The organism is Rhizobium sp. CB3060, from assembly GCF_025200735.1.
Taxonomy (GTDB): Bacteria; Pseudomonadota; Alphaproteobacteria; order Rhizobiales; family Rhizobiaceae; genus Rhizobium.
The window spans coordinates 3,058,503-3,082,949 of the sequence record NZ_CP104158.1; the positions used below are offsets into that span (position 1 = coordinate 3,058,503).

Annotated in this window: 27 protein-coding genes; 17 read left to right on the forward strand and 10 right to left on the reverse strand. The window is 61.2% G+C overall.

Going from position 1 to position 24,447, the window contains the following annotated elements; all coding sequences use genetic code 11:
• Positions 1–5 precede the first annotated feature (5 nt).
• Entirely contained in the window at positions 6–515 is a 510-nt protein-coding gene (locus N2601_RS14735; protein WP_104824506.1) for a disulfide bond formation protein B, read from the forward strand.
• Positions 516–618: 103 nt separating this feature from the next.
• On the opposite strand, the gene N2601_RS14740 is transcribed toward N2601_RS14735, so the two are convergent.
• Entirely contained in the window at positions 619–1,176 is a 558-nt protein-coding gene (locus tag N2601_RS14740; RefSeq protein WP_104824507.1) for an HNH endonuclease, read from the reverse strand.
• A 111-nt stretch (positions 1,177–1,287) separates the two neighbouring features.
• Positions 1,288–1,932, reverse strand: a complete 645-nt coding sequence (locus N2601_RS14745; RefSeq protein ID WP_104824508.1) for a DNA-3-methyladenine glycosylase family protein — start codon at positions 1,930–1,932, stop codon at positions 1,288–1,290.
• Positions 1,933–1,975: 43 nt separating this feature from the next.
• Between N2601_RS14745 and gluQRS the strand changes: the two genes are divergently transcribed.
• Positions 1,976–2,857 (forward strand): tRNA glutamyl-Q(34) synthetase GluQRS, encoded by an 882-nt coding sequence (gene gluQRS / locus N2601_RS14750; RefSeq protein WP_104824509.1) that lies wholly within the window; start codon positions 1,976–1,978, stop codon positions 2,855–2,857.
• On the opposite strand, the gene N2601_RS14755 is transcribed toward gluQRS, so the two are convergent.
• On the reverse strand, positions 2,822–3,754 hold the full coding sequence (locus tag N2601_RS14755) for a YihY/virulence factor BrkB family protein (RefSeq protein WP_104824510.1): 933 nt from the start codon (positions 3,752–3,754) through the stop codon (positions 2,822–2,824). The genes gluQRS and N2601_RS14755 overlap by 36 nt on opposite strands.
• Before the next feature lie 98 nt (positions 3,755–3,852).
• Between N2601_RS14755 and N2601_RS14760 the strand changes: the two genes are divergently transcribed.
• From N2601_RS14760 to N2601_RS14770, 3 genes are read left to right on the forward strand one after another with little or no spacing between them, the layout of a single operon-like run.
• A complete protein-coding gene (locus N2601_RS14760) occupies positions 3,853–4,686 on the forward strand; it encodes an SDR family oxidoreductase (RefSeq protein WP_104824511.1) in 834 nt (277 codons plus the stop codon).
• A 19-nt stretch (positions 4,687–4,705) separates the two neighbouring features.
• Positions 4,706–4,909 (forward strand): twin transmembrane helix small protein, encoded by a 204-nt coding sequence (locus tag N2601_RS14765; protein ID WP_104824512.1) that lies wholly within the window; start codon positions 4,706–4,708, stop codon positions 4,907–4,909.
• Between the two features lie 13 nt (positions 4,910–4,922).
• The gene (locus tag N2601_RS14770) at positions 4,923–5,501 is read left to right on the forward strand and encodes a cob(I)yrinic acid a,c-diamide adenosyltransferase (protein ID WP_104824513.1); all 579 of its coding nucleotides are present in this window, start codon (positions 4,923–4,925) and stop codon (positions 5,499–5,501) included.
• 64 nt (positions 5,502–5,565) lie between these two features.
• On the opposite strand, the gene N2601_RS14775 is transcribed toward N2601_RS14770, so the two are convergent.
• On the reverse strand, positions 5,566–5,700 hold the full coding sequence (locus N2601_RS14775) for a hypothetical protein (RefSeq protein ID WP_260303174.1): 135 nt from the start codon (positions 5,698–5,700) through the stop codon (positions 5,566–5,568).
• Between N2601_RS14775 and N2601_RS14780 the strand changes: the two genes are divergently transcribed.
• From N2601_RS14780 to N2601_RS14790, 3 genes are all read left to right on the forward strand, one after another.
• Complete coding sequence (locus tag N2601_RS14780) at positions 5,699–6,448, forward strand: electron transfer flavoprotein subunit beta/FixA family protein (protein WP_104824514.1); 750 nt, start codon at positions 5,699–5,701, stop codon at positions 6,446–6,448. The two genes, N2601_RS14775 and N2601_RS14780, sit on opposite strands and share 2 nt — an antisense overlap.
• A 78-nt stretch (positions 6,449–6,526) precedes the next feature.
• Positions 6,527–7,468, forward strand: a complete 942-nt coding sequence (locus N2601_RS14785; RefSeq protein ID WP_104824515.1) for an electron transfer flavoprotein subunit alpha/FixB family protein — start codon at positions 6,527–6,529, stop codon at positions 7,466–7,468.
• Between the two features lie 148 nt (positions 7,469–7,616).
• Positions 7,617–8,495 carry a 3-hydroxybutyryl-CoA dehydrogenase gene (locus tag N2601_RS14790; RefSeq protein WP_104824516.1) on the forward strand — a complete coding sequence of 293 codons (879 nt, stop codon included), beginning with the start codon at positions 7,617–7,619 and terminating at the stop codon, positions 8,493–8,495.
• Positions 8,496–8,670: 175 nt separating this feature from the next.
• Here the strand turns inward: N2601_RS14790 and N2601_RS14795 are convergent, their stop codons facing one another.
• Positions 8,671–10,524, reverse strand: coding sequence for a tetratricopeptide repeat protein (locus tag N2601_RS14795; protein ID WP_260303175.1), 1,854 nt, complete (start codon positions 10,522–10,524; stop codon positions 8,671–8,673).
• 120 nt (positions 10,525–10,644) lie between these two features.
• On the reverse strand, positions 10,645–11,310 hold the full coding sequence (gene tlpA / locus N2601_RS14800; protein ID WP_104824518.1) for a thiol:disulfide interchange protein TlpA: 666 nt from the start codon (positions 11,308–11,310) through the stop codon (positions 10,645–10,647).
• Between the two features lie 23 nt (positions 11,311–11,333).
• Here tlpA and argH point away from each other — a divergent pair, with 23 nt between their 5' ends.
• The 4 genes from argH (at position 11,334) to N2601_RS14820 (ending at position 17,330) form a co-directional block, all read left to right on the forward strand.
• Entirely contained in the window at positions 11,334–12,734 is a 1,401-nt protein-coding gene (gene argH, locus N2601_RS14805) for an argininosuccinate lyase (RefSeq protein ID WP_104824519.1), read from the forward strand.
• Positions 12,735–12,834: 100 nt separating this feature from the next.
• Positions 12,835–13,029, forward strand: a complete 195-nt coding sequence (lptM, locus tag N2601_RS14810) for an LPS translocon maturation chaperone LptM (RefSeq protein ID WP_028754825.1) — start codon at positions 12,835–12,837, stop codon at positions 13,027–13,029.
• Positions 13,030–13,042: 13 nt separating this feature from the next.
• Positions 13,043–14,314 carry a diaminopimelate decarboxylase gene (gene lysA / locus N2601_RS14815; RefSeq protein WP_104824520.1) on the forward strand — a complete coding sequence of 424 codons (1,272 nt, stop codon included), beginning with the start codon at positions 13,043–13,045 and terminating at the stop codon, positions 14,312–14,314.
• A gap of 250 nt (positions 14,315–14,564) precedes the next feature.
• Entirely contained in the window at positions 14,565–17,330 is a 2,766-nt protein-coding gene (locus N2601_RS14820) for a TIGR02302 family protein (RefSeq protein WP_260303176.1), read from the forward strand.
• A gap of 59 nt (positions 17,331–17,389) precedes the next feature.
• Here the strand turns inward: N2601_RS14820 and N2601_RS14825 are convergent, their stop codons facing one another.
• The 3 genes from N2601_RS14825 to N2601_RS14835 form a co-directional block, all read right to left on the reverse strand.
• Positions 17,390–17,749: a response regulator gene (locus N2601_RS14825; protein ID WP_104824522.1), complete on the reverse strand. Its 360-nt coding sequence runs from the start codon at positions 17,747–17,749 to the stop codon at positions 17,390–17,392.
• A gap of 186 nt (positions 17,750–17,935) precedes the next feature.
• Positions 17,936–18,478 (reverse strand): hypoxanthine phosphoribosyltransferase, encoded by a 543-nt coding sequence (hpt, locus tag N2601_RS14830; protein WP_104824523.1) that lies wholly within the window; start codon positions 18,476–18,478, stop codon positions 17,936–17,938.
• Between the two features lie 87 nt (positions 18,479–18,565).
• Entirely contained in the window at positions 18,566–19,231 is a 666-nt protein-coding gene (locus N2601_RS14835) for a hypothetical protein (protein ID WP_104824524.1), read from the reverse strand.
• A gap of 210 nt (positions 19,232–19,441) precedes the next feature.
• On the opposite strand from N2601_RS14835, the gene ftsE reads away from it, so the two are divergent.
• The 4 genes from ftsE (at position 19,442) to N2601_RS14855 (ending at position 22,832) form a co-directional block, all read left to right on the forward strand.
• Positions 19,442–20,101, forward strand: coding sequence for a cell division ATP-binding protein FtsE (ftsE, locus tag N2601_RS14840; protein WP_199773495.1), 660 nt, complete (start codon positions 19,442–19,444; stop codon positions 20,099–20,101).
• A complete protein-coding gene (locus N2601_RS14845) occupies positions 20,094–21,140 on the forward strand; it encodes a cell division protein FtsX (RefSeq protein WP_445944964.1) in 1,047 nt (348 codons plus the stop codon). The genes ftsE and N2601_RS14845 overlap by 8 nt, the downstream gene beginning before the upstream one ends.
• A gap of 69 nt (positions 21,141–21,209) precedes the next feature.
• Positions 21,210–21,932 (forward strand): YdcF family protein, encoded by a 723-nt coding sequence (locus N2601_RS14850; RefSeq protein ID WP_104824527.1) that lies wholly within the window; start codon positions 21,210–21,212, stop codon positions 21,930–21,932.
• Between the two features lie 99 nt (positions 21,933–22,031).
• Positions 22,032–22,832 (forward strand): lysophospholipid acyltransferase family protein, encoded by an 801-nt coding sequence (locus N2601_RS14855; protein WP_104825232.1) that lies wholly within the window; start codon positions 22,032–22,034, stop codon positions 22,830–22,832.
• On the opposite strand, the gene N2601_RS14860 is transcribed toward N2601_RS14855, so the two are convergent.
• The gene (locus N2601_RS14860; protein WP_104824528.1) at positions 22,829–23,362 is read right to left on the reverse strand and encodes a gamma-glutamylcyclotransferase; all 534 of its coding nucleotides are present in this window, start codon (positions 23,360–23,362) and stop codon (positions 22,829–22,831) included. The two genes, N2601_RS14855 and N2601_RS14860, sit on opposite strands and share 4 nt — an antisense overlap.
• Positions 23,363–23,413: 51 nt before the next feature.
• Here N2601_RS14860 and N2601_RS14865 point away from each other — a divergent pair, with 51 nt between their 5' ends.
• A complete protein-coding gene (locus N2601_RS14865; protein ID WP_104824529.1) occupies positions 23,414–24,427 on the forward strand; it encodes a DUF2125 domain-containing protein in 1,014 nt (337 codons plus the stop codon).
• Positions 24,428–24,447: the final 20 nt, after the last annotated feature.

Consider the following 24,447-nt stretch of genomic DNA (forward strand, 5'->3'; position numbering starts at 1 on the left):
CTTGCATGTCTAAGACTTTGACTTCTCGCGCCGGCCTCACCTATTCCGCGCTGCTTGCCATCGGCATGATCATCGTCATCGGCTCGGCGCTCGGCTTCCAATATATCGGCGGCTATATTCCCTGCGCGCTCTGCCTTGAGCAGCGCCAGCCCTATTATTATGGCATTCCCGTCGCGATCGCTGCCGCTCTGACGGCAGCCCTCGGCCTGCCCTCCTGGATCACCCGCGCGCTGCTGGCCATTGCCGGCATCATGATGGTGGTCGGCGGTGGCATCGGCGTCTATCACGCCGGCGTCGAATGGCACTTCTGGGCCGGCCCGACGACCTGCTCTACATCCGCCAGCAGCATGACGCAGAACGCCGGCGACCTGCTGAACGAACTCAGCACCATCAAAGGTCCGTCCTGCACCGAAGCCGCACTCCGCGTCCTCGGCTTGTCGATGGCCGGGTGGAATGTAATCGCCAGCGTCATTCTGGCGGCGATCGCGTTTATGGGCGTGAAGAAGGCCGGTTGATTGAACTGAGATCTGTCAGGCGAGCGAACGGCTGCCGCAGCTACGTGCCGTGCATATAAGCGCGGCAAAGCGGAACTCGCCCGAGCTTCCCAGGCAATCAATTTTACGGCTGCAGTTCCGTATCCCAGTAGAGATAGTCGAGCCAGCTATCGTGCAGATAGTTCGGCGGGAACAGGCGGCCGTTATTGTGCAGGTCCTGCACGGTCGGCTGATAAGGCTTCTGCGCCGGGAACATGCCCGCCTGCTTCGGCAGCTTGCTGCCCTTGCGCAGGTTGCAGGGCGAGCACGCGGCCACCACGTTTTCCCAGGTCGTTTCGCCGCCATGGGCGCGCGGGATGACGTGGTCGAAGGTCAGATCGTCATGAGCGCCGCAATATTGGCATTCGAACCGGTCGCGCAGGAAGACGTTGAACCGGGTGAAAGCAGGGTTGCGGGAGGGCTGGACGTAGGTCTTGAGGCAGACGACGCTTGGCAGCCGCATCGAGAAGCTGGGCGACGATACCGACTGATCGTATTCAGCGATGATGTTTACACGGTCAAGGAAAACCGCCTTGATCGCGTCCTGCCAGGACCAGAGCGACAAGGGGTAATAACTCAGCGGCCGATAGTCAGCGTTCAGCACGAGCGCTGGCAAGGACTGCGGTGAGACTGCAATCGTCAAGGAACCCTCCTGATCGATTCGGCATCTGTATCTGTATATTAGGCCGGTTGTTACAGGATTGTGAAGTCCAATAAATTCAGTGCATAGCGGCCAATCTATGAGGGCAGTCGATCAATCGATGGGCAGCGCGTCGCGGCGGGTTTTGACGGCGTAATAGGCCCAGAAGAGCCGGGCCGCGACCGAGCGCCAGGGCATCCAGACCGCCGCTTCCCGGGCCAAAGCCTTGGGCAGGGGCCTGACATCATGCCCAAACGCCATGCCGACGGCTGCCTGCAAGGCAACGTCGCCGACCGGAAACACATCTGTGTGACCACAGCAGAACATCAGATAGACCTCCGCCGTCCAGGGACCAATTCCCTTGATGGCAGTAAGCTCGGAAAGCGCCTTTTCCGGGCTTTCGGCACTCAGCGAATGAAGATCGAGGCTGCCGCCAGCAACTGCTTCGGCAACGCGGTGAAGCGTCTCGTGCTTGATTCGCGAGAGGCCGAAGGTTCGCCATGCCTCCAGCGCCAGGCCGACATAGCCCTCGGCGGTCACCCGACCCATCCCAGCGATCATCTTCCCCCAGATCGCATCGGCGCTCGCCCGCGACACGACCTGCGACACGATGATATGGGCAAGTCCCTCGAAGCCCGGCTCGCGCAGGCGCAGCGGCACGGGTCCCGCCTCGGAGACAATCTGCCGCAGGCGCGGATCGAGCTCGACCAGCGCCGCCAGCCCCTGCCTGATATCGTCTTCAGCGCGGATGATGTGCATGGCTTCTCGTAGTCCGGGATTAAAATTCGTGGCAGAAGAAAGCATGATCGCGATTCCCCGTCAAAAGCCGATATTCCGTTTCGCGCCGAGCCCGAATGGCCCGCTGCATCTCGGCCATGCGCTGTCGGCGATCCTCAATCACGACATGGCGAGAGAGGTCGGCGGCCGTTTCCTGCTGCGCATCGAAGACATAGATCAGGCCCGTTGCACACCCGAATTCGAAGCGGGCATATTTGCCGATCTCGCCTGGCTCGGCCTCACCTGGGAAGAACCGGTGCGCCGGCAATCCCTGCATTTTCCGGCCTACCAGACCGCCCTGCAGTCGCTCATCGCCCGCGGCCTCGTCTATCCCGCCTTTCAGACGCGCGGCGAGGTGAAGGCACGGGTTGCAGCCGGTGAAGCTCGGGGAGACCCATGGCCACGCGATCCGGACGGCACGCCGCTCTATCCCCCCGACGACCGCCTGCGCAGCGACACAGAGAGAAAGCGCCTGCTCGACGCCGGCCTTAAGCACGCCTGGCGGCTCGACATGGAAAAAGCCATCGCCGCCGTCGGGGCGCCGCTTCATTGGCATGAAAACGGCGATGGCGAGACGGGCGAAATCCCCGCCGATCCCGGCGCCTGGGGCGACGTCGTGCTGTCGCGCTCCGATGCGCCGTCGAGCTATCACTTGTCCGTGGTCGTCGACGATGCCGCGCAGGGCGTCACCCATGTCGTGCGCGGTCTCGACCTTTTTCACGCCACCTCGGTCCACCGCCTGCTGCAGGCTCTGCTCGATCTGCCGCAGCCGCTCTACCATCACCATCGGCTGGTTCTTGGCGAAGACGGCAAGAAGCTCTCCAAGAGCCAGGGCGATACCGGCATTGCCGAATGGCGCCGGCAGGGCTGGTCATCGGCGGAGCTTCGTCGCCGCATCGGCCTCTGATTGTTTGTCTGCCTCTTGTCTAATCGCTTCGGGGGCACCCGCTCCCTTGCCGAAGAGCATGCGCCGCACCTTGAACTTCATCAGCGCCGCATTGAACTCCGCGCCGAGGATGAAGATCACCGCGAGCATGTAGAGGAAGACGAGCACAATCATCACCGAGGCCAGACCGGCATAGGTGGCCGTGTAGTTGGCGAAAGTCGCAAGGTAATAGGCGAAGATTAGCGCGCCGAGCGACCAGAAGAGCAAGGTCAGGAACACGCCGGGGATGACATCGAACAGCCGCCGCCGCCCCGCCGCCAGCCACAGATGCAGGATCAGCAGTCCGGCGAGCAACAGGAAGACGGTGCCGTAGATGCGCCAACTGAAGACCACATCCAGGATATCGGCAAGCCGCGGCACCCACTCGCGCGTATAGTTCAGCACCAGCGGCACGGCGACCAGCATGATGCTGAGCATGGCAAAGATCAAAACCGCCATCAGCACATAGCCGAGGCTTGCGAGACGGTTGAAATACCAGGGCCGGTTTTCCGGCACGCGATAGGCCCGGTTGAGCGAGATGCGCAATGCCTCGACGCCGTTGGAAGCGAAATAGGCCGCCGCCAGCACGGAGATTGTCAGCAGCCCGCCGCGCGGAATAGTCAGAACCTGCACCACCTGATCCGCCACCGGCTTGGCGATCGCCTCCGGCCAGGTATCGAAAATCAGATGCACCGCCGTCGAAGAAAACTGGCTGGCGCCGAGGAAGCTCGCAAGCGCCGTGCCGAAGATCAGAAACGGAAAAACGGCCAGCAGCGTCGAAAGCGCCACATGGCTTGCCATCGCGAAACCGTCATCCTCGACGAAATGGAACACCGCGTCGTAGACGACCCTATAGAGCGTACGAACGAATGTCGGCATTCCATCTCCGCTTGAGCCCGGTTCTCGTCCGCCGGTTGTCGATTGTGTCGGGTCCTTGAATATGGGAAACGTCTCCGCGTTTGTACAGGAATCATTCCATGGCAGATCAACGCACCATCATCGTCACGGGTTGCTCTTCCGGCATCGGCGCTTTCTGCGCCCGGGCGCTGAAGGCCGACGGCTGGCGGGTTTTCGCGACCGTGCGCAAGGAGGCGGACCGCGCCTCACTCGAGGCCGAGGGGATCGAAACGCTGCTGATGGATTATACCCAGCCGGAAACGATCTCGGCTCTGGCCGCAACCGTGCGCGAACGGACCGGCGACCGCATCGACGCTTTGTTCAACAACGGCGCCTATGGCCAGCCGGGCGCGGTCGAGGACCTTTCCACGGATGTGCTTCGCGAACAATTCGAGACGAATTTCTTCGGCTGGCACGAGCTGACGCGGCAGGTAATCCCGCTGATGCGCAGGCGGGGCCACGGCCGCATCGTCAATGTCTCCTCCATTCTCGGCCTGATCCCCTATCGTTTCCGCGGCGCCTACACAGCCTCGAAATTCGCGCTGGAGGGCTTGACGATCACGCTCAGGATGGAGCTGCAGGGCAGTGGCATCCATGTCAGCCTGATCGAGCCCGGCCCGATCGCCACGCGCTTTACCGCCAATGCGCTCGCCAAGATCAAGGAGCATATCGATCTCGAACATTCGGCTCATGCGGTCGAATACCAGCGGCAATTGGCGCGGCTGAATGGCACAGGCCCGGTCAACCGGCACAAATTGGGACCCGAAGCGGTCTATGACGTGTTAAAATCCGCATTGAACGCCAAAAATCCCCGCCCGCATTATCTTGTGACCACGCCTGCAAAACAGGGCGTTCTTCTGAAAAGGCTGTTGCCGGCTAACCTTTTCTATCGTCTGATGCGCCGGTTGGATTGAAAGACGAAGGCCCGAAGCAATGTCTACCATTACCTATATCGCCGCCATCATCGTCATGGGCCTGGTCGCAATCGTCCTCATTCGCGGCCTGCTCAATATGATGAAGGGCGACAATCCGAATCTCTCCAACCGGTTGATGCAGCTTCGCGTGCTGCTGCAGGCGATCGCGGTCATCCTGATCATGCTGACGCTGTGGCTGACCGGCGGCGGCCGTCCGACCTAACGGTGGGATCACAATGGTCAAGCTCAACAAGATCTACACCAAGACCGGCGATGACGGCACGACCGGCCTCGTTGCCGGTCCCCGCCGGCTGAAGCATGATTTGCGCGTCGAGGCCTACGGCACGATCGACGAAACCAACTCCATCATCGGCGTTGCCAGGCTGCACACCGCCGATATGCCTGAACTCGACGCCATGCTGATGCGCATCCAGAACGATCTGTTCGACCTCGGCGCCGATCTCTCGACGCCCGAAACGGACGAACCGCTCTCTTACGAGCCGCTGCGTATCATTGACGGCCAGGTCCAGCGCATCGAACAGGATATAGATGCGCTCAACGCCGGTCTCCAACCGCTGAGTTCCTTCATTCTGCCTGCCGGCAGCCCCGCTTCCGCGCATATCCACCTTGCCCGCACGGTCGCGCGGCGCGCCGAGCGGCTGACGGTGGCGCTTTCACGCAGCGAAGGCGAACGCGTTAGCCCCGCGGCTTTGAAATACATCAACCGCCTCTCGGATTTCCTGTTCGTCGCTGCCCGCCATGCAAATGATCAGGGGCGCGCCGATGTGCTGTGGGTTCCGGGGAAGAATCGATAGTGACTCAAATTATTTTAACAGCATTCAACGATATTGACGTTGACGTAAACGTCATTTATGTCCCTCAGGCAATTTGCCATTCTGCGGCATGGAAGCGTTGAAATTGGGGGAAAAACGCGTATCCATGTCGCCATTCGACAAACGGAGCGGCGCTGAACAGGCCATGTTCTTGAGCGCAGTGTTGAAGGAAGGTTTCCATGAAGATTCTCGTCCCGGTGAAGCGGGTGGTTGATTACAACGTGAAGATCCGTGTGAAGGCGGATGGCACGGGTGTCGAGCTTGCGAATGTGAAGATGTCGATGAACCCGTTCGACGAGATCTCGGTCGAGGAAGCGCTGCGGCTGAAGGAAGCCGGCAAGGCCGAAGAGGTGGTGGTGGTATCGATTGGCCCGGCCAAGGCCGAGGAGACGCTGCGGACGGCGCTCGCCATGGGGGCCGATCGTGCGGTGCTGGTCGAGACCGACGATCAGGTCGAGCCGCTGGCAGTGGCGAAGATCCTGAAAGGGGTCGCCGCGGCCGAACAGCCCGGCCTGATCATCGTCGGCAAGCAGGCGATCGATGATGACTCGAACCAGACCGGCCAGATGCTGGCGGCCCTCTTGGGCTCGGCGCAGGCAACCTTCGCCTCGAAGATCGAGATCGGTGAGGGAAGCGCCAAGGTCACCCGCGAAGTGGATGGCGGCCTGCAGACGATCGAGGTCAAGCTGCCGGCGGTGGTCACGACGGACCTGCGCCTCAACGAGCCGCGTTATGCCTCGCTGCCGAACATCATGAAGGCAAAGAAGAAGCCGCTCGACAAGAAGAGCCCGGCCGACTTCGGCGTCTCCACCGAGCCGCGCCTGAAGGTGCTGAAGACCGAGGAACCGTCGGGCCGCAAGGCGGGCGTCAAGGTCAAGTCGGTGGCCGAGCTCGTCGAAAAACTCAAGACCGAAGCCGGCGTGCTCTGAGGCCGTTCATGCTCCCGAAAAGTGGGTACCGGTTTTCGGTCAAGAGCATGGACTCAGCAAATGTAAAGGATAAGACCCATGGCCATTCTTCTTCTGGCTGATCATGACAGCAACCACCTTTCCGACCAGACCGCCAAGGCGCTGACGGCGGCGACACAGATTGCCCAGGGAACGGGAAGCGACGTGCACATCCTCGTCGCCGGCGCGGGCGCCAACACTGCGGCCGAACAGGCAGCCAAGCTTGCCGGCGTCTCCAAGGTGCTGGTTGCCGACGATGCCAGCCTCGCCAACAATCTCGCCGAACCGCTCGCAGCCCTCATCGTGTCCCTGGCTGGCAGCTATGACACCATCCTGACGGCGGCCACCTCGGTCGGCAAGAATGTGCTGCCGCGGGTTGCCGCTTTGCTCGATGTCGCCCAGGTCTCGGAAATCATCGAAGTCGTCTCCGCCGATACCTTCAAGCGGCCGATCTATGCCGGCAATGCCATTCAGACGGTGCAGTCGACTGATGCCAGACGCGTGATCACCGTGCGCACCGCTTCCTTCGCCTCTGCCGCAGACGGTGGTTCGGCCAGCATCGAAGCAATCCCGGCGGTCGCCAATCCCGGCCTGTCCAGCTTCGTCGCCGATGCATTGTCGACCTCGGACCGTCCGGAACTGACGTCTGCAAAGATCATCATCTCCGGTGGCCGGGCGCTCGGTTCGGCAGAAAAGTTCAAGGAAGTCATCCTTCCCGTCGCCGACAAGCTTGGGGCTGCCGTCGGCGCATCCCGCGCCGCCGTCGATGCCGGCTATGCGCCGAACGACTGGCAGGTCGGCCAGACCGGCAAGGTGGTGGCACCACAGCTCTATATCGCCTGCGGCATCTCCGGTGCCATCCAGCATCTCGCCGGCATGAAGGATAGTAAGGTCATCGTCGCCATCAACAAGGACGAAGAGGCCCCGATCTTCCAGATTGCCGACTATGGCCTCGTCGCCGATCTCTTCGAGGCCCTGCCGGAACTCGAAAAGGCGCTGTGATCGCGCCGATCGGTCTTTTCGCAGTTGCGAAAGACTGGAAAATTGTCCTTTATAGAGCTATCAATCTTGCCGGGCTAGGAATAGTCCGGCAAATTTATGATGAAGAGCATGGCGCGCCACCAAGAACGCGCCGCCGGGGAGTTGGGCAATGAGTTCGCTGAAGACGATCGGTATTATCGGCGCGGGCCAAATGGGCTGCGGTATCGCCCATGTATCCGCCATGGCCGGCTACAAGGTTCACATCTACGATCTGTCGCAGGATCGCATCGAGAGCGGCCTTGCCACCATCAACGGCAACCTCGCCCGCCACGTCGCCTCCGGCAAGATGAGCGACGAGGACCGCAAGGCGGCGCTGTCGCGCATCACCGGTTCCTCCGATCTCAACGACCTCGCCCAGGTCGATCTCGCCATCGAGGCAGCAACCGAGGACGAGACCGTGAAGCGCAAGATCTACGCGCAGGTCTGTCCGATCCTGAAGCCCGAAGCGATCCTCGCCACCAACACATCATCGCTGTCGATCACCCGGCTCGCTTCGGCGACCGATCGGCCGGAGCGCTTCATGGGCATTCACTTCATGAACCCCGTGCCGGTGATGAAGTTGGTCGAGCTGGTGCGCGGCATAGCTACCGAGGAATCGACCTTCTCCGCCGCAAAGGAATTCGTCACCTCGCTGGAAAAGACGATCACCGTGGCCGAAGACTTTCCGGCCTTCATCGTCAACCGCATCCTGCTGCCGATGATCAACGAGGCGATCTATACGCTTTACGAGGGCGTCGGCACCGTCGATGCCATCGACACCGCCATGCGGCTCGGCGCCAACCATCCGATGGGACCGCTGCAGCTCGCCGATTTCATCGGCCTCGACACCTGCCTGTCGATCATGCAGGTGCTGCATGACGGCCTGGCGGATTCGAAATATCGCCCCTGCCCGCTGCTGGTGAAATATGTAGAAGCCGGCTGGCTCGGCCGCAAATCCGGCCGCGGCTTCTATGATTACCGCGGCGAGACGCCCGTTCCGACGCGCTGATCTTTTCGGCAGCCTGGGGGCCGACCTTAATCCTTCGAGGCTTCGGCCTTTGGTCTGCGCACCTCAGAATGAGGTCGGAGTAGGCTATGTCGGGTGAAGATGATCAGTCCTCATGGTGAGGAGGCCCGCAGGGCCGTCTCGAACCACGAGGGCGGGTGGTGAGCCGGTAACTGACTCAGAGATTATTCGATAGCGCGCCGGCTGCGGAAACCGATGCGCGGTACTCGCGCGCTCGCCGCTCCAGAAGCAGCTCAAACGCTTGTTTGATTCTCTTCACATGCGGCGTCTTATACTCAAAGCGCTCATTGTGAAGGTGAATCAGCATCGACGCGTTGACCTCGAAAATTACTACCCTGCCCTCTGAATCGAGTGAACAGTCGATACCAAAATAATCAAGGCCGATCTGGCGGCGGATGGCATCGAGGGCGACCATGCCCTCTGGCCCGAAGACGCTGCCGGGGTCGTTGAGAAAGGCCTCTTCCTCCTTGCGCATCCATTCGACGTCGGCCATGCGCGTCGAGACATGATGCACCTTCCAGCCATCGCCGATGGCCAGGTGATAAGGAAGTATCTCATCTCCCACGAAGACGAAGCGGTACTTGCGGAAAAGCCCGTCGGGTGAACTGTAGTTGACGAAATCCGTCAGATAGAGGGTCTGCTCTCCGGCCGCCTCGGCAAAGCCCAGCAGGGCATCGGCATCCTCCACCAGTTCCATCATATCGCCGCCATGTTTGCCCGTATGGCGCACGATTATTGGAAAGGCGCCGGTATCGCCGTCGCGCACCCGGCGCCGCAGGTCTTTGGCCTCGATACGAAGCGTCGCCGGCATGACCGCGTTCGCGACGGCACTCAGACGCCGCGAGATGGATTCGCGATCCGTCGCCAGCATCAGCCGCGGGTGATTGACGACCGGCCGCTGCAGGGAATCGGCGACATCGATGGCCGATGCCATCACATCAAGCCCAAAGTCGGTTTCCGAAACGAGATTGACGACGACATCTACTTTATCGCTGCGGACCCGCGGGTCATTGCGATAACCACGCAAGACGAAGATCACTTCCGTGTCGAAGCAACTGTCTCTGATCAGATCCTCATAAGGCGTATTGCCAGATTCGGGTGAGAAGAGCAGGAGCACGCGAAACTTTGCAGGCTTCTTCGCCGCCGGATAGTTGCGGACCACGCCCATCTCGGCGACCGCCAGAAAACAAATATGCGCAGCCGCCGGATTTCCGAGCTTGAGCTCAAACTTTCCGCAAAGCATCAGCGCTTCGCGATCGGTCGGATCGACACGCAGCGCCCGTTGAGCCGTGGCCAGGCCCTCACGCCAGCGTCCGGTCGCCTCCAGCGCCTGCGCCTTGTTGCAAAGGCAGCGAAAGTCCTCGGGGAAACGCGCCAATCCTTTGTCATAGGCTGCTATTGCCCGATCGAAATCGCCGGATTTCTGAAGAAGATCTCCAAGCCGTGCCCATGATGTCGGGTCCTCTGGCGACTGATGGCAGTTGCGCAAAGCTTCTTGTATGGCGTCCGGCACATTGCGCAGCGACTCGAGAACCTGGCTGCGCTTGGAAAGAGCCAAACCGTAGTCGCCCTTGAGGGAGATTGCCCGCTCGAGACTTGAAAGCGCTTCGATCGATCGGCCCAGCTCCTGAAGCACGACTCCCTGATGATACCAGGAGACCGCATCGCCCGGCTGCGCGGCAACCACTCGCTCGTAACACGACAGCGCCCGTGCAAAATCGCCGGCGTCCTGACATGCTATGCCAAGGCCGGACATCGCATGCACATAATCGGGTTTGAGGCTGAGTGCTGTTTCGAACCACAAGATGGCATCCTGGGGCCTATCGACTTTCAGCAGCAAAAAACCCAGCGTGTTGCACGCGATCGGTTCACGGCTGACAAGCTCGCCAGCCGATAGGAACACATTGATTGCATCCTCATAACGACCGGCATCCATCAAGGTCGCAGCCTGGACTAGGATGGAGGGCAGCGTTGATGCATCGGACAGGGCGTAGGCTGGAGATTGGGTCATCGGGATCGATTTTCAAACAGAGAATCGGCTGGGCGATTATTCCAGCCTCTCATCTCAGCCTTGCCCGAGGATGACCCCGTATTCGCTCAGTTCCAAATCTCGGGTTTCACGCAAACGGCCTCACAACGCGACCGCAGCCTTCACCAAATTCTTCGCGTCGTCACTGTCCCAGGCCGCCGGGCCATTCATGGCCGAGATGAGACAGCCCTTGCCGTCGATCAGCAGGGTTACCGGCAGGCCGAAGGCGAGACCTTGCTTTTTCAACGCATTGAAGACGCCCATGGTGTTGTCGCGATAATAGCCGAGCTTGTCTATGCCGTAATCGTTGCGGAACGCCTTCGGCTTTTCGTCGTCACCCGTGTCGATATTGACGGCCACGACCTCGAACTTGTCGCTGCCCACGCTCTTCTCCAGCGCGTTCAATGCCGGCATCTCCTCGCGGCAGGGCACGCACCACGTCGCCCAGACATTAAGCAGCAGGGTCTTGCCGGAGAAATTGCCCACCGAGAGCGACTGACCGTCCGGACCCTTGAAGGCTACGTCCTGCAGCGAGATCGGCGTCTGCGGCGCGGCCATGGCGGCGACCTGACCCTTGGCAAAGGGTGTCAAAGCCGCGGCGCGATCCTTCGCCGTTTCGCATTGTCCGGATGAGGCCATTTCAAGGACGCCATTGCCATACCCCATCTCCTTCACGTATACCGCTGCCGCACCGGCGACGACCCCGGCGACGGCGGCAAGCAGAACGAGTTTCACGGACGGCAGACCGAACGGCTTCTTTGCTGTCATTACATTCTCCAGGTAGGCATCTCATGGCTGACGGCAAGGACACCAAATCCTCCAACCAGATGTGGGGCGGACGTTTCGCCTCCGGCCCCGCGGCAATCATGGAGGAGATAAATGCATCGATCGGTTTCGACAAGAAGCTGTTTGCGCAGGATATCCGCGGCTCCATCGCCCATGCCGGCATGCTCGCCCATCAGGGCATCATTTCAACCGAGGATAAAGACAAGATCGTTCACGGGCTGAACACGATTTTGTCAGAGATCGAAGCCGGCAATTTCGAATTTTCCCGCCGCCTCGAAGACATTCACATGAATGTCGAAGCGCGGCTCGCGACCCTGATCGGACCGGCTGCCGGACGCCTGCACACCGCCCGCTCGCGCAACGACCAGGTGGCGCTCGATTTCCGCCTCTGGGTGAAAGAAGAGCTGCAGAAATGCGAGCAGGCGCTGACCGACCTGATATCAGCCTTCCTCGACCGCGCCGAAGAGCACGCTGAAACCGTCATGCCCGGCTTCACCCATCTGCAGACGGCGCAGCCGGTCACCTTCGGCCATCATTGCATGGCCTATGTCGAAATGTTCGGCCGCGACCGTTCGCGCGTGCGCCACGCTATCGAGCACATGGACGAGTCGCCGATCGGGGCCGCGGCGCTTGCCGGCACGGGCTTTCCGATTGATCGTCACATGACGGCCAAGGCGCTCGGTTTCCGCGAGCCGACCCGCAATTCGATCGACACTGTCTCCGACCGCGATTTCGCCATCGAGTTCCTGTCGATCGCCGCCATCGCCGGCATGCACTTGTCGCGGCTCGCCGAGGAAATCGTCATCTGGTCGACGCCTCAGTTCGGCTTCGTGCGCCTCTCGGATGCCTTCTCGACCGGCTCTTCCATCATGCCGCAGAAGAAGAACCCGGATGCCGCCGAGCTGGTGCGCGCCAAGACCGGCCGCATCAACGGCTCGCTGGTCGCGCTGCTGACGATCATGAAGGGTCTGCCGCTCGCCTATTCCAAGGACATGCAGGAAGACAAGGAACAGGTCTTCGACGCCGCCGAAAGCCTGGAGCTGGCCGTCGCCGCCATGACCGGCATGGTGCGCGATATGACGATCAATACCGCTCGCATGAAGGCCGCCGCCGGCTCCGGCTATTCGACCGCGACCGACCTCGCCGACTGGCTGGTGCGCGAAGCGGGCCTGCCCTTCCGTGACGCCCACCATGTCACCGGTCGCGCCGTCGCCCTCGCCGAAAGCAAGTCCTGCGATCTCGCCGAACTGTCGCTCGAAGAGCTGCAGGCGATCCACCCTGACATCACGGCCAAGATCTTCGACGTTCTGACCGTAGAGGCCTCGGTCGCAAGCCGCAAAAGCTATGGTGGCACGGCGCCGTCGGAAGTGCGCAAGCAGATCGCCTTCTGGCGCGCCCGCAACTGAGAAAATCGCCGAAACCACAACCAAACAATCAGGGTGCACAAGCCCCGGAAACTTCGCTATGAAGGACTGCTTTCCGCGTTTGCCGCCCAAGAGGATTTCGATGCAGATCAACATGCCGCATATCATCCGCCTGACCGTCGTGCTTTCGGTCATCGGCCTTGCCGTCGTCGGATGTGGCCGCAAAGGCGATCTCGATCCGCCAAGTGCAGCGGCGACCAAGGGCGGCGACGTCAACAAGCCGACGAAACAGCCGGGCACCGAGGACAAGAAGTTCCTCCTCGATCCCCTCCTCTAAACAGGCATCGACCGTGAACCATTTTCAGTATCGCGACGGCATTCTCTACGCCGAGGACGTTCCCGTTCCCGAGATCGCCAAGGCTGTCGGCACGCCTTTCTACGTCTATTCGACGGCGACGCTCGAGCGTCACTACCGCGTCTTCTCCGAAGCATTCGGCGATGTCGACGCGATGGTCTGCTACGCTATGAAGGCCAATTCCAACCAGGCGGTGCTGAAGACGCTCGGCCGGCTCGGCGCCGGCGTCGACGTCGTCTCCGTCGGCGAATTGCATCGCGCCTTGGCGGCCGGTATTCCGGCAAGCCGCATCATGTTCTCCGGCGTCGGCAAGACCGCTGAGGAGATGGACGTGGCGCTTGAAGCCGGCATCTACTGCTTCAACGTCGAATCCGAGCCGGAACTGGAAGTGCTGAACCAGCGCGCCGTCCGCGCCGGCAAGGTCGCCCCCGTCTCCTTCCGCATCAATCCGGACGTCGATGCTCGCACGCATGCGAAGATTTCGACCGGCAAGAAGGAAAACAAGTTCGGCATTTCCTGGGAACGTGCCCGCGCCGTCTATGGCCGTGCCGCCAGCCTGCCGGGCATCAAGGTCACCGGCATCGACATGCATATCGGCAGCCAGATCACCGAGCTGCAGCCTTTCGAAGACGCCTTCAAGCTGCTGCGTGATCTCGTCGAGACGCTGCGTGGCGATGGCCATGATATTCATCATGTCGATATCGGCGGCGGCCTCGGCATTCCTTACCGCGACGACAACAACCCGCCGCCGGTGCCGGAAGCCTATGCCCACATCGTCAAGAACCAATTGAGCGGTCTGAACTGCAAGATCGTCACCGAGCCCGGCCGCCTGATCGTCGGCAATGCCGGCATCCTGGTGACCGAGGTGATCTACGTGAAGGACGGCGGCAACAAGACCTTCGTTATCGTCGATGGCGCGATGAATGACCTGATCCGCCCGACGCTCTACGAGGCCTATCACGAAATCCGCGCCGTCGAGATCACCGCCGCCAACGCCCCGCGCATCAAGGCCGATGTTGTCGGCCCTGTCTGCGAGACCGGCGACTACCTGGCTCTCGATCGTGAAATGGCGATGCCGAAGCCCGGCGATCTGCTCGCCATCAGCTCCGGCGGCGCTTACGGCGCGGTCCAGGCCGGCACCTATAACAGCCGGCTTCTGGTGCCGGAAGTGTTGGTCAAGGGCGGCGGTTTCCACGTCATTCGCCCACGCAAGACCTATGAAGAGCTGATTGGCCTCGATTCCATCCCGCCCTGGCTCGACGCATAATTCGAAAATCCGAAGCGATTTTCGGATGGAATTCATGCGCCGCGCCCAACCAAGCAGCTTAATCACGTTTCGGCGAAATCCGATGAAAAAGCGGCCTTTACCGCCGCTTGCCCTCGTCTTCGCCACAAAGAATGTTATCTTCCTGTGAAAGGCGTCTCGCCGGACGCCGTAACTGCGGGCGTATGCGACGCCCCGCCGTCTCCATGGGAGAGATAGCCATCAACGTCAGAGCGGGGAGAAAACCGGACCGATGACCAGCCCCAGCAACCTCAAGAAGGGCGCTCTCGCCACCCGTCCGGCGCTGGCGCGGCTGGTTGCGGTCAAGCGTCTCTTTGCTCGGGTGGTACTGATCTCGGAACAGATCCTGCCCCTGCTGCTGGTGCCGCTTTCGATCCTGGCTCTTTTCCTCTCGGCTGCCTGGTTCGGCATTTTCCGCATCGCGCCGGATGCTCTGCGCCTCGTCCTGCTTGCCGTTTTCGCGCTCGCCTTTGCCGTCTCCGTTTTCCCCTTCCGCCGCCTGCGCTGGCCGACGGTCGCCGAAGCCGATCGGATGCTGGAGGAGCGCAACGGCCTTGCCCACCAGCCTGTCACCGTACAGGAGGACGAGCCGGCTTTTGATACACCCTTTGCCCGGGCGTTGTGGCGGGAGCATCAGGAGCGCATGGCAGCGCGGATTGCGGCTCTGGACGCCGGCCTGCCGCGTCCTGACATCGCCCGTTACGACCGCTTCGCGCTCCGCACCATTCCGGCCCTGCTGCTGGTCACTGCTTTCAGCTTCTCCATGTCCAACAGCGGCGGCGCGCTCAGCGATGCCTTCACTGCTCCGGCCGAGACGTCGATCAATCCGGACCTGCGCGTCGATGCCTGGGTAACGCCGCCCTACTATACCGGGGAAGCCCCCGTCTACCTGACGGGCAGTGCTGCCAACACGGGCGACAGCGTCAACATACCGCAATTCTCCGAGCTTACTGTGCGCGTCACCGGCGCTTCGACGGACGAGAAGGTGTTGTTTCAGGCTGCCGGCAGCGACACTGGCGCCGAAATCCCCGAGCAGGCGGCGGATGCGAGCAAGCAGCCGCCGATGAACGGCAATGCCGCCACCCCTCCGGCCATACAACCGGTGTCCAATAACGCCGCCACCCCGGCTGGCGCCGATGCCATGGTCGCCCGCACCCATGTGCTGAAGCTCGAAAAAGGCGGCAAGCTCACCGTCAACGGCAAATCCTGGTCCTTCAAAGTGGTCACCGACAAGCCGCCGGAAATCGCCTTCGACGGTATTCCGCACGGCAACCCCAACGGCGCGCTCGAAATGGGCTTCAAAGTCAAGGACGACTACGGCATCGAGGAGGCCCATGCCGAAATCGTGCCTGTGGAGACCGATCCCAAAGCCACGCCGCTTTACGGCCTGCCGGAATACAAGCTGGAGATTTCGCGCCGGGATCGCCGTAACGGCAAAGGGCTGGCGAGCCACGACCTGACGCAGGCCCCGCTTGCCGGCAGGCAGGTGCGCATTACCCTCGTCGCCCGCGACGGCGCGGGCCAGACCGGCCGCAGCGCACCCTATGAAATGACCCTGCCCTCGCGCAATTTCACCGAGCCGCTCGCTGCCGCCGTTGCCGAGGAACGCCAGGTTTTCGCGCTGGACACCCGCAAAATGCCGGAGGCGATTGAACTCAATCGGTCGCTGACGATCCGGCCGAATGAGACGATCCCGGATCTCGGCAACTACCTGCTGCTCGAATCGGCACTGACCCGTATGAAACTCGCTCGGGGCGATATCGCGCTGAAGGATACTGCCGACTATCTGTGGCAGATCGCGCTCGGCATGGAAGACGCACAGTTGACCGATGCGGAAAAGGCGCTGCGCGACGCGCAGCAGAAGCTCTCCGAGGCCCTGCAGCGCAATGCGTCCGATGCCGAAATCAAGAAGCTGATGGACGAACTGCGCAAGGCAATGAACGACTATATGAAGGAGCTCGCCGAGCGCATGAAGAACATGCCGGCGCAGCCAAACCAGAAGTCGGCCAATATCCTGCGCCAGCAGGACCTGCAGCGGATGATGGATCAGATCGAAAATCTGGCCCGTTCCGGCAACCGCCAGGCGGCGCAGCAGATGCTGTCCGAACTGCAGCAGATGATGAACAGCCTCCAGGCCGGACGGCCGCAACGCGGTCAGAACCAGCAGCAGAACGAAGCCAACGACAAGATGCGCCAGCAGATGGACAAGCTCGGCCGCATCCTGCGCGACCAGCAGAAGCTGATGGAGCAGACCTTCAAGCTCGACCAGGCCATGCGCGACCGCATGCAGCGCGGCGATCCCAACGAAGATGGTGACGATGCGCTGAACCAGCCCATGCCGGATCTGACCGATCCGACACAGCCGGATATGGGGCAGCGGGATCAGGGGCAGCAGGATCGGCAGCAGGGCCAGGAACAGCAAGGCCAGCAGAAGGGTCAGAAACAGCAGGGCGACAATCAGACTGATAATATGACTGCCGATCAACTGCGTGATGCGCTGAAGCAATTGCGCAAGCAGCAGGATGAACTCGGCAAGCAGCTCGGCGAACTGCAAAAGGACCTCGGCTCCATGGGCATGAAGCCGAACCAGAATTACGGCAAGGCTCAACAGGAAATGAAGGGCGCCTCCGGCGACCTCTCCCAGGGCAATGGCGAAGCCGCCGTACAGGGCCAGGGCCGCGCGCTGGACGCCCTACGCAAGGGCACGCGCGATATGATGAACCAGCTTATGGCGCAGATGCAGCAACAGCAGGGTCAGGGCCAAGGTCAGCAGCAGGGACAAGTTGGCCAAGGTAATCAGAACGGCCGCGATCCTCTCGGCCGTCAACGCAACGATGGCAACTTCTTTGATGATGCAAACGAAAACAAGATACCGAACATCATCGATCCGCAACGCGCCCGCGAAATCCTCGATGCGATCCGCGAGCGGTTGAGCAACAACCCGTCATTTTCGGAAGAACGGCGCTATCTGGAGCGCCTGCTCGATCTTGGCCAGTAAGAGAAGAGCTGACGCCACCTTCGCCGCCACGGGCGAAGGTCATTGTCTGACATAACTGCTTAAGCCGCCAGCGCGCGGGCAACGGCCTTGCGGATATCCGGCAAAGCGAAAGGCTTGGCGACGACGTCGACGATCTTTTCCATGAGGTCGTCGGCGCGTTCGCGCTGCTCGGCATAGCCGGTCATTAAGAGGATTTTCATGCCAGGGCAGGTCGAGGCAGCCTGATGCGCCAGTTCGATACCGTCCATCACCGGCATGCGAATATCGGAGAGTAGCAGGTCGTAAGCCCCCTGCTTCAGCTTTTCCAGACCTTCGGCGCCATCGGCCGCCTCTTCGGTCTCGTGTCCGTCCAAGCGCAGGGCGCGCGCGACAAAGGTGCGAAGAGAATCTTCGTCTTCGGTGATCAGAATTTTTGCCATGGTCTATGCTCCGTGGTCCGTCATGTTCCGCGACCGAAATCACCAGAATTCCGTTTGCGATCGGTAAACGACGGCGGTGCGATGCGGCTCCGTGGTTAATGAGTCGTCATCGCTGGAGCATATTGGGACAGCTTGTATGAGCGTTGGATTGTCCCAAAACGGCAGCCATACTTGGCTCCCGATACGTCAGGCGTCCCCGGTTACCACGCCAACAAAGGGCAACTCGCGGAAGGCATAGGCAACGTCCATGCCGTAGCCGACGACGAAATAATCGGGGCATTCGAAGCCGACATAATCGGCCTCCAGCTCTTCCTGGCGCTTCACGCTCTTGTCGAGCAGCACGGCAAGCGTGACGTGGCGGGCGCCGCGCTCATAGAGCAATTCCTTGGCGAATCGCAGCGTGCGGCCGGATTCCAGAATGTCGTCGATCAGCAGCACATCGCGATCCCTGACATCGCTGTCGATGTCCTTGACGATGCGTACGCCCTGGGAGACCGTGCCTGCACCGTAGCTTGAGAGCGTGATGAACTCGACTTCCGGCGCCAGTCCCGTCTCATGCAGCGCACGCAGCAGATCGGCGGCAAAGATGAACGAGCCTTTGAGAATGGCGATGACGAGGAGATCCTTCGTCGGTCCGCTGGCGATTTCCTTCGCCATGGCGCGATTGCGCTCGGCGATCTGCTCGGCGGTGAAAAGCGGCTCGATATTCTTCCCGCGTACGACAGGCATTGGTTGGTATGCTCCATGGCTATTTTCGGCGCTTGTCCGCCGATCAAGCTCTAGCCCGTAGCACAAACCTGAGGGCCGACACACCCCCTAAGGCATGAAGGAGAGGCGAACATCCGGCATTTTTCCACCGGGATGCTGCAATCGCGTGGAAAATCCGCGGCTCTCATGCGGCCCGATACGGTTTACCGGCGGGTTCACCACCACGCTTGTCAGCAATTGACCGCCGGAGAAGATATCGGCGCGGACAGGCGGCACCGAGAGCGTGGCGCCGGTCTCGTTCTCGATGATACCGTTGACGGTGAGCACCCGCATGCCGTTCTCGTCGCGCGGCGTCAGCGTCACATGGGAAAACTGTAGCGGCTCCGAGGTGGCCTGTGCCGGCGTACCCGACAATCCCGAGAAGCCGCCGGCAAGCCCGAAGACCAGGATGGCCAGAGCAACGATGAGCGCCACGAAGCTGCGCCGCGAGGCTTGCTGCAGCCAGCCTTCGGCAAGGCGCAGGCCCGTGAGCGCATGCAGGAAAGCTCCCTTGGGAGCCGGCCGCGGCGATTGGCTGGGGCGGAAAGCCCCGTCGCGAGCGTTGCTGCCCGAGGCGGTTCTGATGCGGCTGGGAATGACCGTCACGAACTCGGCGTCGACGACATCCGGCTTCGGCCCGAAGCGGCGCGATAGTCCCGAACCCAATGCGCGTTCGGGCGGCAGCAGGTCATAGATCAATCCCGCCTGTTGTTGGCGGTGGCGAAAAGTGCCCATGACGATCTCCCTTTCCGGTGATCCACATGGTTTCAACGCCCACCTGAATTCTGGGCATTGAAACGAATCCTGCCCAGTCGTAAATTTTAATAGTTAATGCTTCGCAAAGATCGCCATGAATCGGGCGCCTTTCCAGCAAAATTTACCGGCTGTTAACGCCCTTGGTTAACAAGTCGCCTGATTGAACACTGCGGAAGAGTGGACTGCCCGTTGATTCATTTTGAGAACGTCGGTTTGCGCTATGGTATGGGTCCGGAAATCCTCCGTGACCTGACCTTCGACATTCCGCGAAAATCGTTCCAGTTCCTGACGGGACCTTCCGGCGCCGGCAAGACGACGTTGCTTCGGCTTCTCTTCATGTCGCTGCAGCCGACCCGCGGACTGATCCGCATGTTCGACCGTGAGATTTCCTCGATCCCGCGCAACGAGCTGCCGCTCCTGCGCCGCCGCGTCGGCATCGTCTTTCAGGATTTCCGGCTGCTGGAGCATCTCACGACATACGAAAACGTCGCCCTGCCGCTGCGCGTGCGCGGCAAGGAGGAAAGTTCCTATCGCACCGACGTATTGGAACTGTTGAAATGGGTCGGCCTCGGCGAACGCATCAATGTGTTGCCGCCGGTGCTGTCGGGCGGCGAGAAGCAGCGCGCCGCCATTGCCCGCGCCCTGATCGACCGCCCCGAGATTCTGCTCGCCGACGAACCGACCGGCAATGTCGATCCACCCATGGCACGGCGGCTGCTGAACCTGTTCCTCGAACTCAATCGCCTCGGCACGGCGGTCGTCATTGCCACGCACGACCTCACCCTCATGGATCAGATCGAAGCCCGGCGCATGATTTTATCGGGAGGGCATCTCGATATCTATGACTGAGCCCGCTCCCCGCAGGAAAGCCTCGAATGCCGGGGCTGCCAACAACCAGGAAAGACCCGCCGCATCTCCGCCGGAGAGAAGGCGGCCGGAAATGCGCGTGCGCCCGACCGGACCGATCGTGCCGTCCTCCAATATCCAGGGCAACGCGCTGATCGTCGTTATCGCCATCATGGCTTTCCTTGCCTGCCTGACGCTCGGCGCCGTCAGCATGGTGCGCTCGACGGCGGCAAGCTGGGAGAGCCAGATTTCCCGCGAGATCACCATCCAGATCAAGCCGGACGACAATCTCGACATGGACAAGGCGCTCGCCAGCGCCCGCGACATCGCGCTCGGTTTCGTCGGCACCAAGTCCGGCCAGATCGTCGACGAGGCGGCGACCGCTCGCCTGCTCGAACCCTGGCTCGGCGCCGGCCTCGACCTCAAGGAGCTGCCCGTCCCGCGCCTGGTGATCATCACCATCGACGAAACGCATCCCCCCGATTTCGAGGCGATGCGCAACCTCCTCAAGGATCAGATTCCGCAGGCGACGCTGGATGATCACCGCACCTGGGTCGATCGGCTCGTCTCCATGGCGCACACTACCGTTTTGATCGGCACCGGCGTCCTGCTCCTGGTTTTCACCGCCATGGTGCTGACCGTGGTGTTTGCCACGCGCGGCGCGCTCTCGAGCAATCGCCACATCGTCGAGGTGCTCCACTTCGTCGGCGCCGAGAGCACCTTTGTTGCCACCGAATTCCAGAAGCATTTCCTGAAGATCAGCCTGAAGGGTTCGGCTGCTGGCAGCGCGCTCGCCGCCCTGTTTTTCGCCAGCGCCGGCTTTCTGCAAAGCCGCACGATCGCGACGCCGCAGACCGACCAGGCAACCGCCCTGTTCGGCACATTCTCGGTCGGCGCGCTCGGCTATCTCGGCATCCTCGCCACCATGATCATCATTGCCCTGCTCACCACGGTCACGGCGCGCTTCACCGTCATGCGCACCATTTACGAGATCGATTTGATCCGCTCCGACCCCGGAAGAACCGAAACTGTGCAAAATTGACGCTAGGGCGATGATTTTTTTCGATCTAATGGTCTGTTCCTTGCCGCAATTGGCGCATAATAGCGAATCATGAGCATGGACCTGACGACTCGCAAGACCGTGAGTTCGCAGACGTTGCGAGAGCAATCCCGCAGCGACCGGCCTGTGCGGCGCAGCCTCTTCCGAAGGTTTTTGCGCTGGGGCGGCTTCGGCTTCATCATCCTTGTCGCCGTTGTCTTCGGCGGCTTCCTGCATTTCGCCGATTCGATCACCACGCTGAAGCCGCCGCCGGAACCGAAGGCGGATGCCATTGTCGTGCTGACTGGCGGCTATCAGCGCATAGGCCAGGCCGTGGAACTGCTGCGCACCGGCGCCGGCAACAGGTTGTTGATTTCCGGCGTCCATCCGACCACGACGCCGTCGCAAATCCGCAGGCTGACCCAAAGCCCCGTCAGTCTCTTCAATTGCTGTGTCGATGTCGGTTATGACGCCCTCGACACCATCGGCAATGCCCGCGAAGCCGCGAAATGGATCCATGCCAGAGGCTACAAGAGCATACTGGTGGTGACGAACAACTATCACATGCCGCGCAGCCTGGCCGAGCTGAAATATGTCGATCCGGCCACGGATTTCATTCCCTATCCGGTGGTCAATTCCGATCTCAAGACCAAGAACTGGTTCACCGACCCCAATGCGCTGCGCACCATGCTCTCCGAATATGCCAAGGTTCTTCTCGCCGGCGCCCGCAATCTCACGGGTCTCGGACGCCCGCTCGGCCTGCGCTCGCGGGAGACGGACGATGATCCGGACTAAGATACTTGGCGACACATGGACCGACTTTTTATTGACAGCGTAATCGTGTAGGCAAAGCTTCAGATGCTGGCGAAAGCCGGCGTGTTGGGAAAGCCTTTGATGATCACCTTGCGTTCGATCCTGTTCAATACGACCTTCTATGCCAACCTGATCATTCGCATGATCGTGCTTTCACCGATCTATTTCCTGATGCCGCGCAAGGCCGGCTACGCGATCCCCAAGGCCTGGGCGAAATCCAGCGTCTGGCTGATGGAGAAGATCGTCGGCACCACCTTCGAGATCGAGGGCTTGGAGAATATTCCCGCCGGCAGCTACATCTTCGCCCCGAAGCATCAATCCTTCTGGGATACCTTCGCACTGCTGCCCTATCTCGATGATCCGGTCTACATTCTGAAGCGCGAGCTGATGTGGATTCCGCTGTTCGGCTGGTATGCGAAGAAACAGCGCATGATCCCGGTCGACCGCAGCGCCCGCGGCAAGGTGATGTTCGACGTGCTGAAGCGCACGCGGGAAGAGCTTTCTACCGGCCGCCAGTTGATCATCTATCCCGAGGGCACTCGCCGTCCGCCGGGGGCCGAGCCGGTCTATAAGTACGGCATCGCCCGCATGTATCGTGATCTCGACATTCCCGTCGTCGCCGTGGCCATGCATCCCGGCCTGTTCTGGCCGCGCCGCACCTTCCGCAAGTATCCCGGCCATTTCAAGGTGCGCATCCTGCCGCCGATCCCGCCGGGCCTGGATCCGGACGCCTTCTTCGCGCGATTGCTTGAGGAGACGGAAAAGGCAAGCGACGAATTGCTGGTCGAAACCATCGCCAACAATCCGCATCTGCCGGTCCCGCCGACGGCCGCGCGGCGCCTGGCCGAGATCGCAAAAGCGAAGATGGCGACCGCGGTTTAAGACGCCTCCCGCATCCGCTCGATCTCGCCCGCCACCTGCTCCAGCCATTGGTCGCGAATGCCCATCTCGCGCAGATGCGTCAGCGTATTGAAGACATAGGCATCGTTCGGTCCGGACTGTCCGACGGCGGAATCGACAATATGGGCCGCCTCTATGGCGTCGAGCGTGCCGGCATATTGCTGATGATTACGGTCGACAATATAGGCGACGGCAGCTACCCTTCGGCCATCCGCGAGACGAATGGGCAGCGTCCTTTCCAGATAGACGTTGGTGACCAACTCCCGCTCGCGTAGATAGCTCAGCACTTCGTCCCGCTCGGCGGCTGCTATGCTGAATGCCATGCCGCGGCAGGAGCCGCCGTGATCGAGGCCGAGCACCAGGCCCGGACTTGCCTCCGTGCCGCGATGGACCCAGGAATGGACGCAAAGGGAGCGGCGGTAGCCGAAAATCAAGGCCTCTGCTTTTTCAACATAGCTAAACCCCGGATTCCACATGAGTGATCCGTAGCCAAATACCCAAAATTCGTCCATATCCAACGCCAAATCATTGTGAACACATAGGTTCAACCATTGGAGAACAACATGGCAGCGTCAAGCCAGAGCGTAGCATCCGGCAGAGGCAAACGCATGTGGCTCATCGGGCTGGGGCTGATCGTGATCCTTGCCGGGCTTTATACCGGCGGTTGGTTTTATGCGACCACGATGGTGAAGACGACCGTGCTGAAGGCGCTCGGCGAGCAGAAAGACGCAGGCATTTCGGGCGAATGCAGCGACATGGCCTTCAGCGGCTTTCCCTTCTCCATCGGCCTCTCCTGCGCCAAGGTGACCGTCGACGATCATGTGAAGGGCGTTTCCGCCTCCTTCGACAACCTCCATGCCTCGGCGCCGGTCTATCAGCCGAACCATGTCGGCTGGAGCCTGAGATCGCCGGCCGAGATCCGCACCGCGCAGGGTTTGACGGTGTCGGCCGAATGGACGGATCTGCAATCGAATCTCATCGCCAAGGGCCGTGGCGTGGCGCAGAGCGAGACCGTCATCGATGGGCTAAAGGCTGGCATCGTCTCCTCGTTCACCGGCCAGAGCGCCGACGTGACCGCCGCGCACACCGAAATGCACGCGCGCCAGAACGGCGACGACCTGGAACTGGCGATCGGCATCGAAAATGCCAATGCCGTCATCAAGGATTTTCCGCAGACGCTGCCGACGGCATCGACAAGCGCCGATATCACCTTGACCGGCAAGGCAGGCTTGCTCGACGGCAGCGACGGACACGGCCTTTATGGTGCTGCAGGCGTTCTTCGCAAGGTGGTGATCGATATCGGCGACGGCCGCGTCATGACCCTTTCCGGCCCCTTCAATTTCGACGATCAGGGCTTTCTGTCCGGTCAGTTCAAACTGGAGATCAATCAGATCGGACCATGGGGCGACAGCCTGAAAGCAACGATCCCAGCCGCCAAAAACATGATCGACACCGCCACCAAGCTTCTGAAGTCGCTCGCGGCCGGCGGTGACAAGGTCTCCGTCGATCTCACCGCCGATCGCGGCCGCCTCTCGCTCAGCGGCTTCATTCCGCTCGGCAAGATCCCGCCGATCTGAGAATCACCACCTGCGCCTCA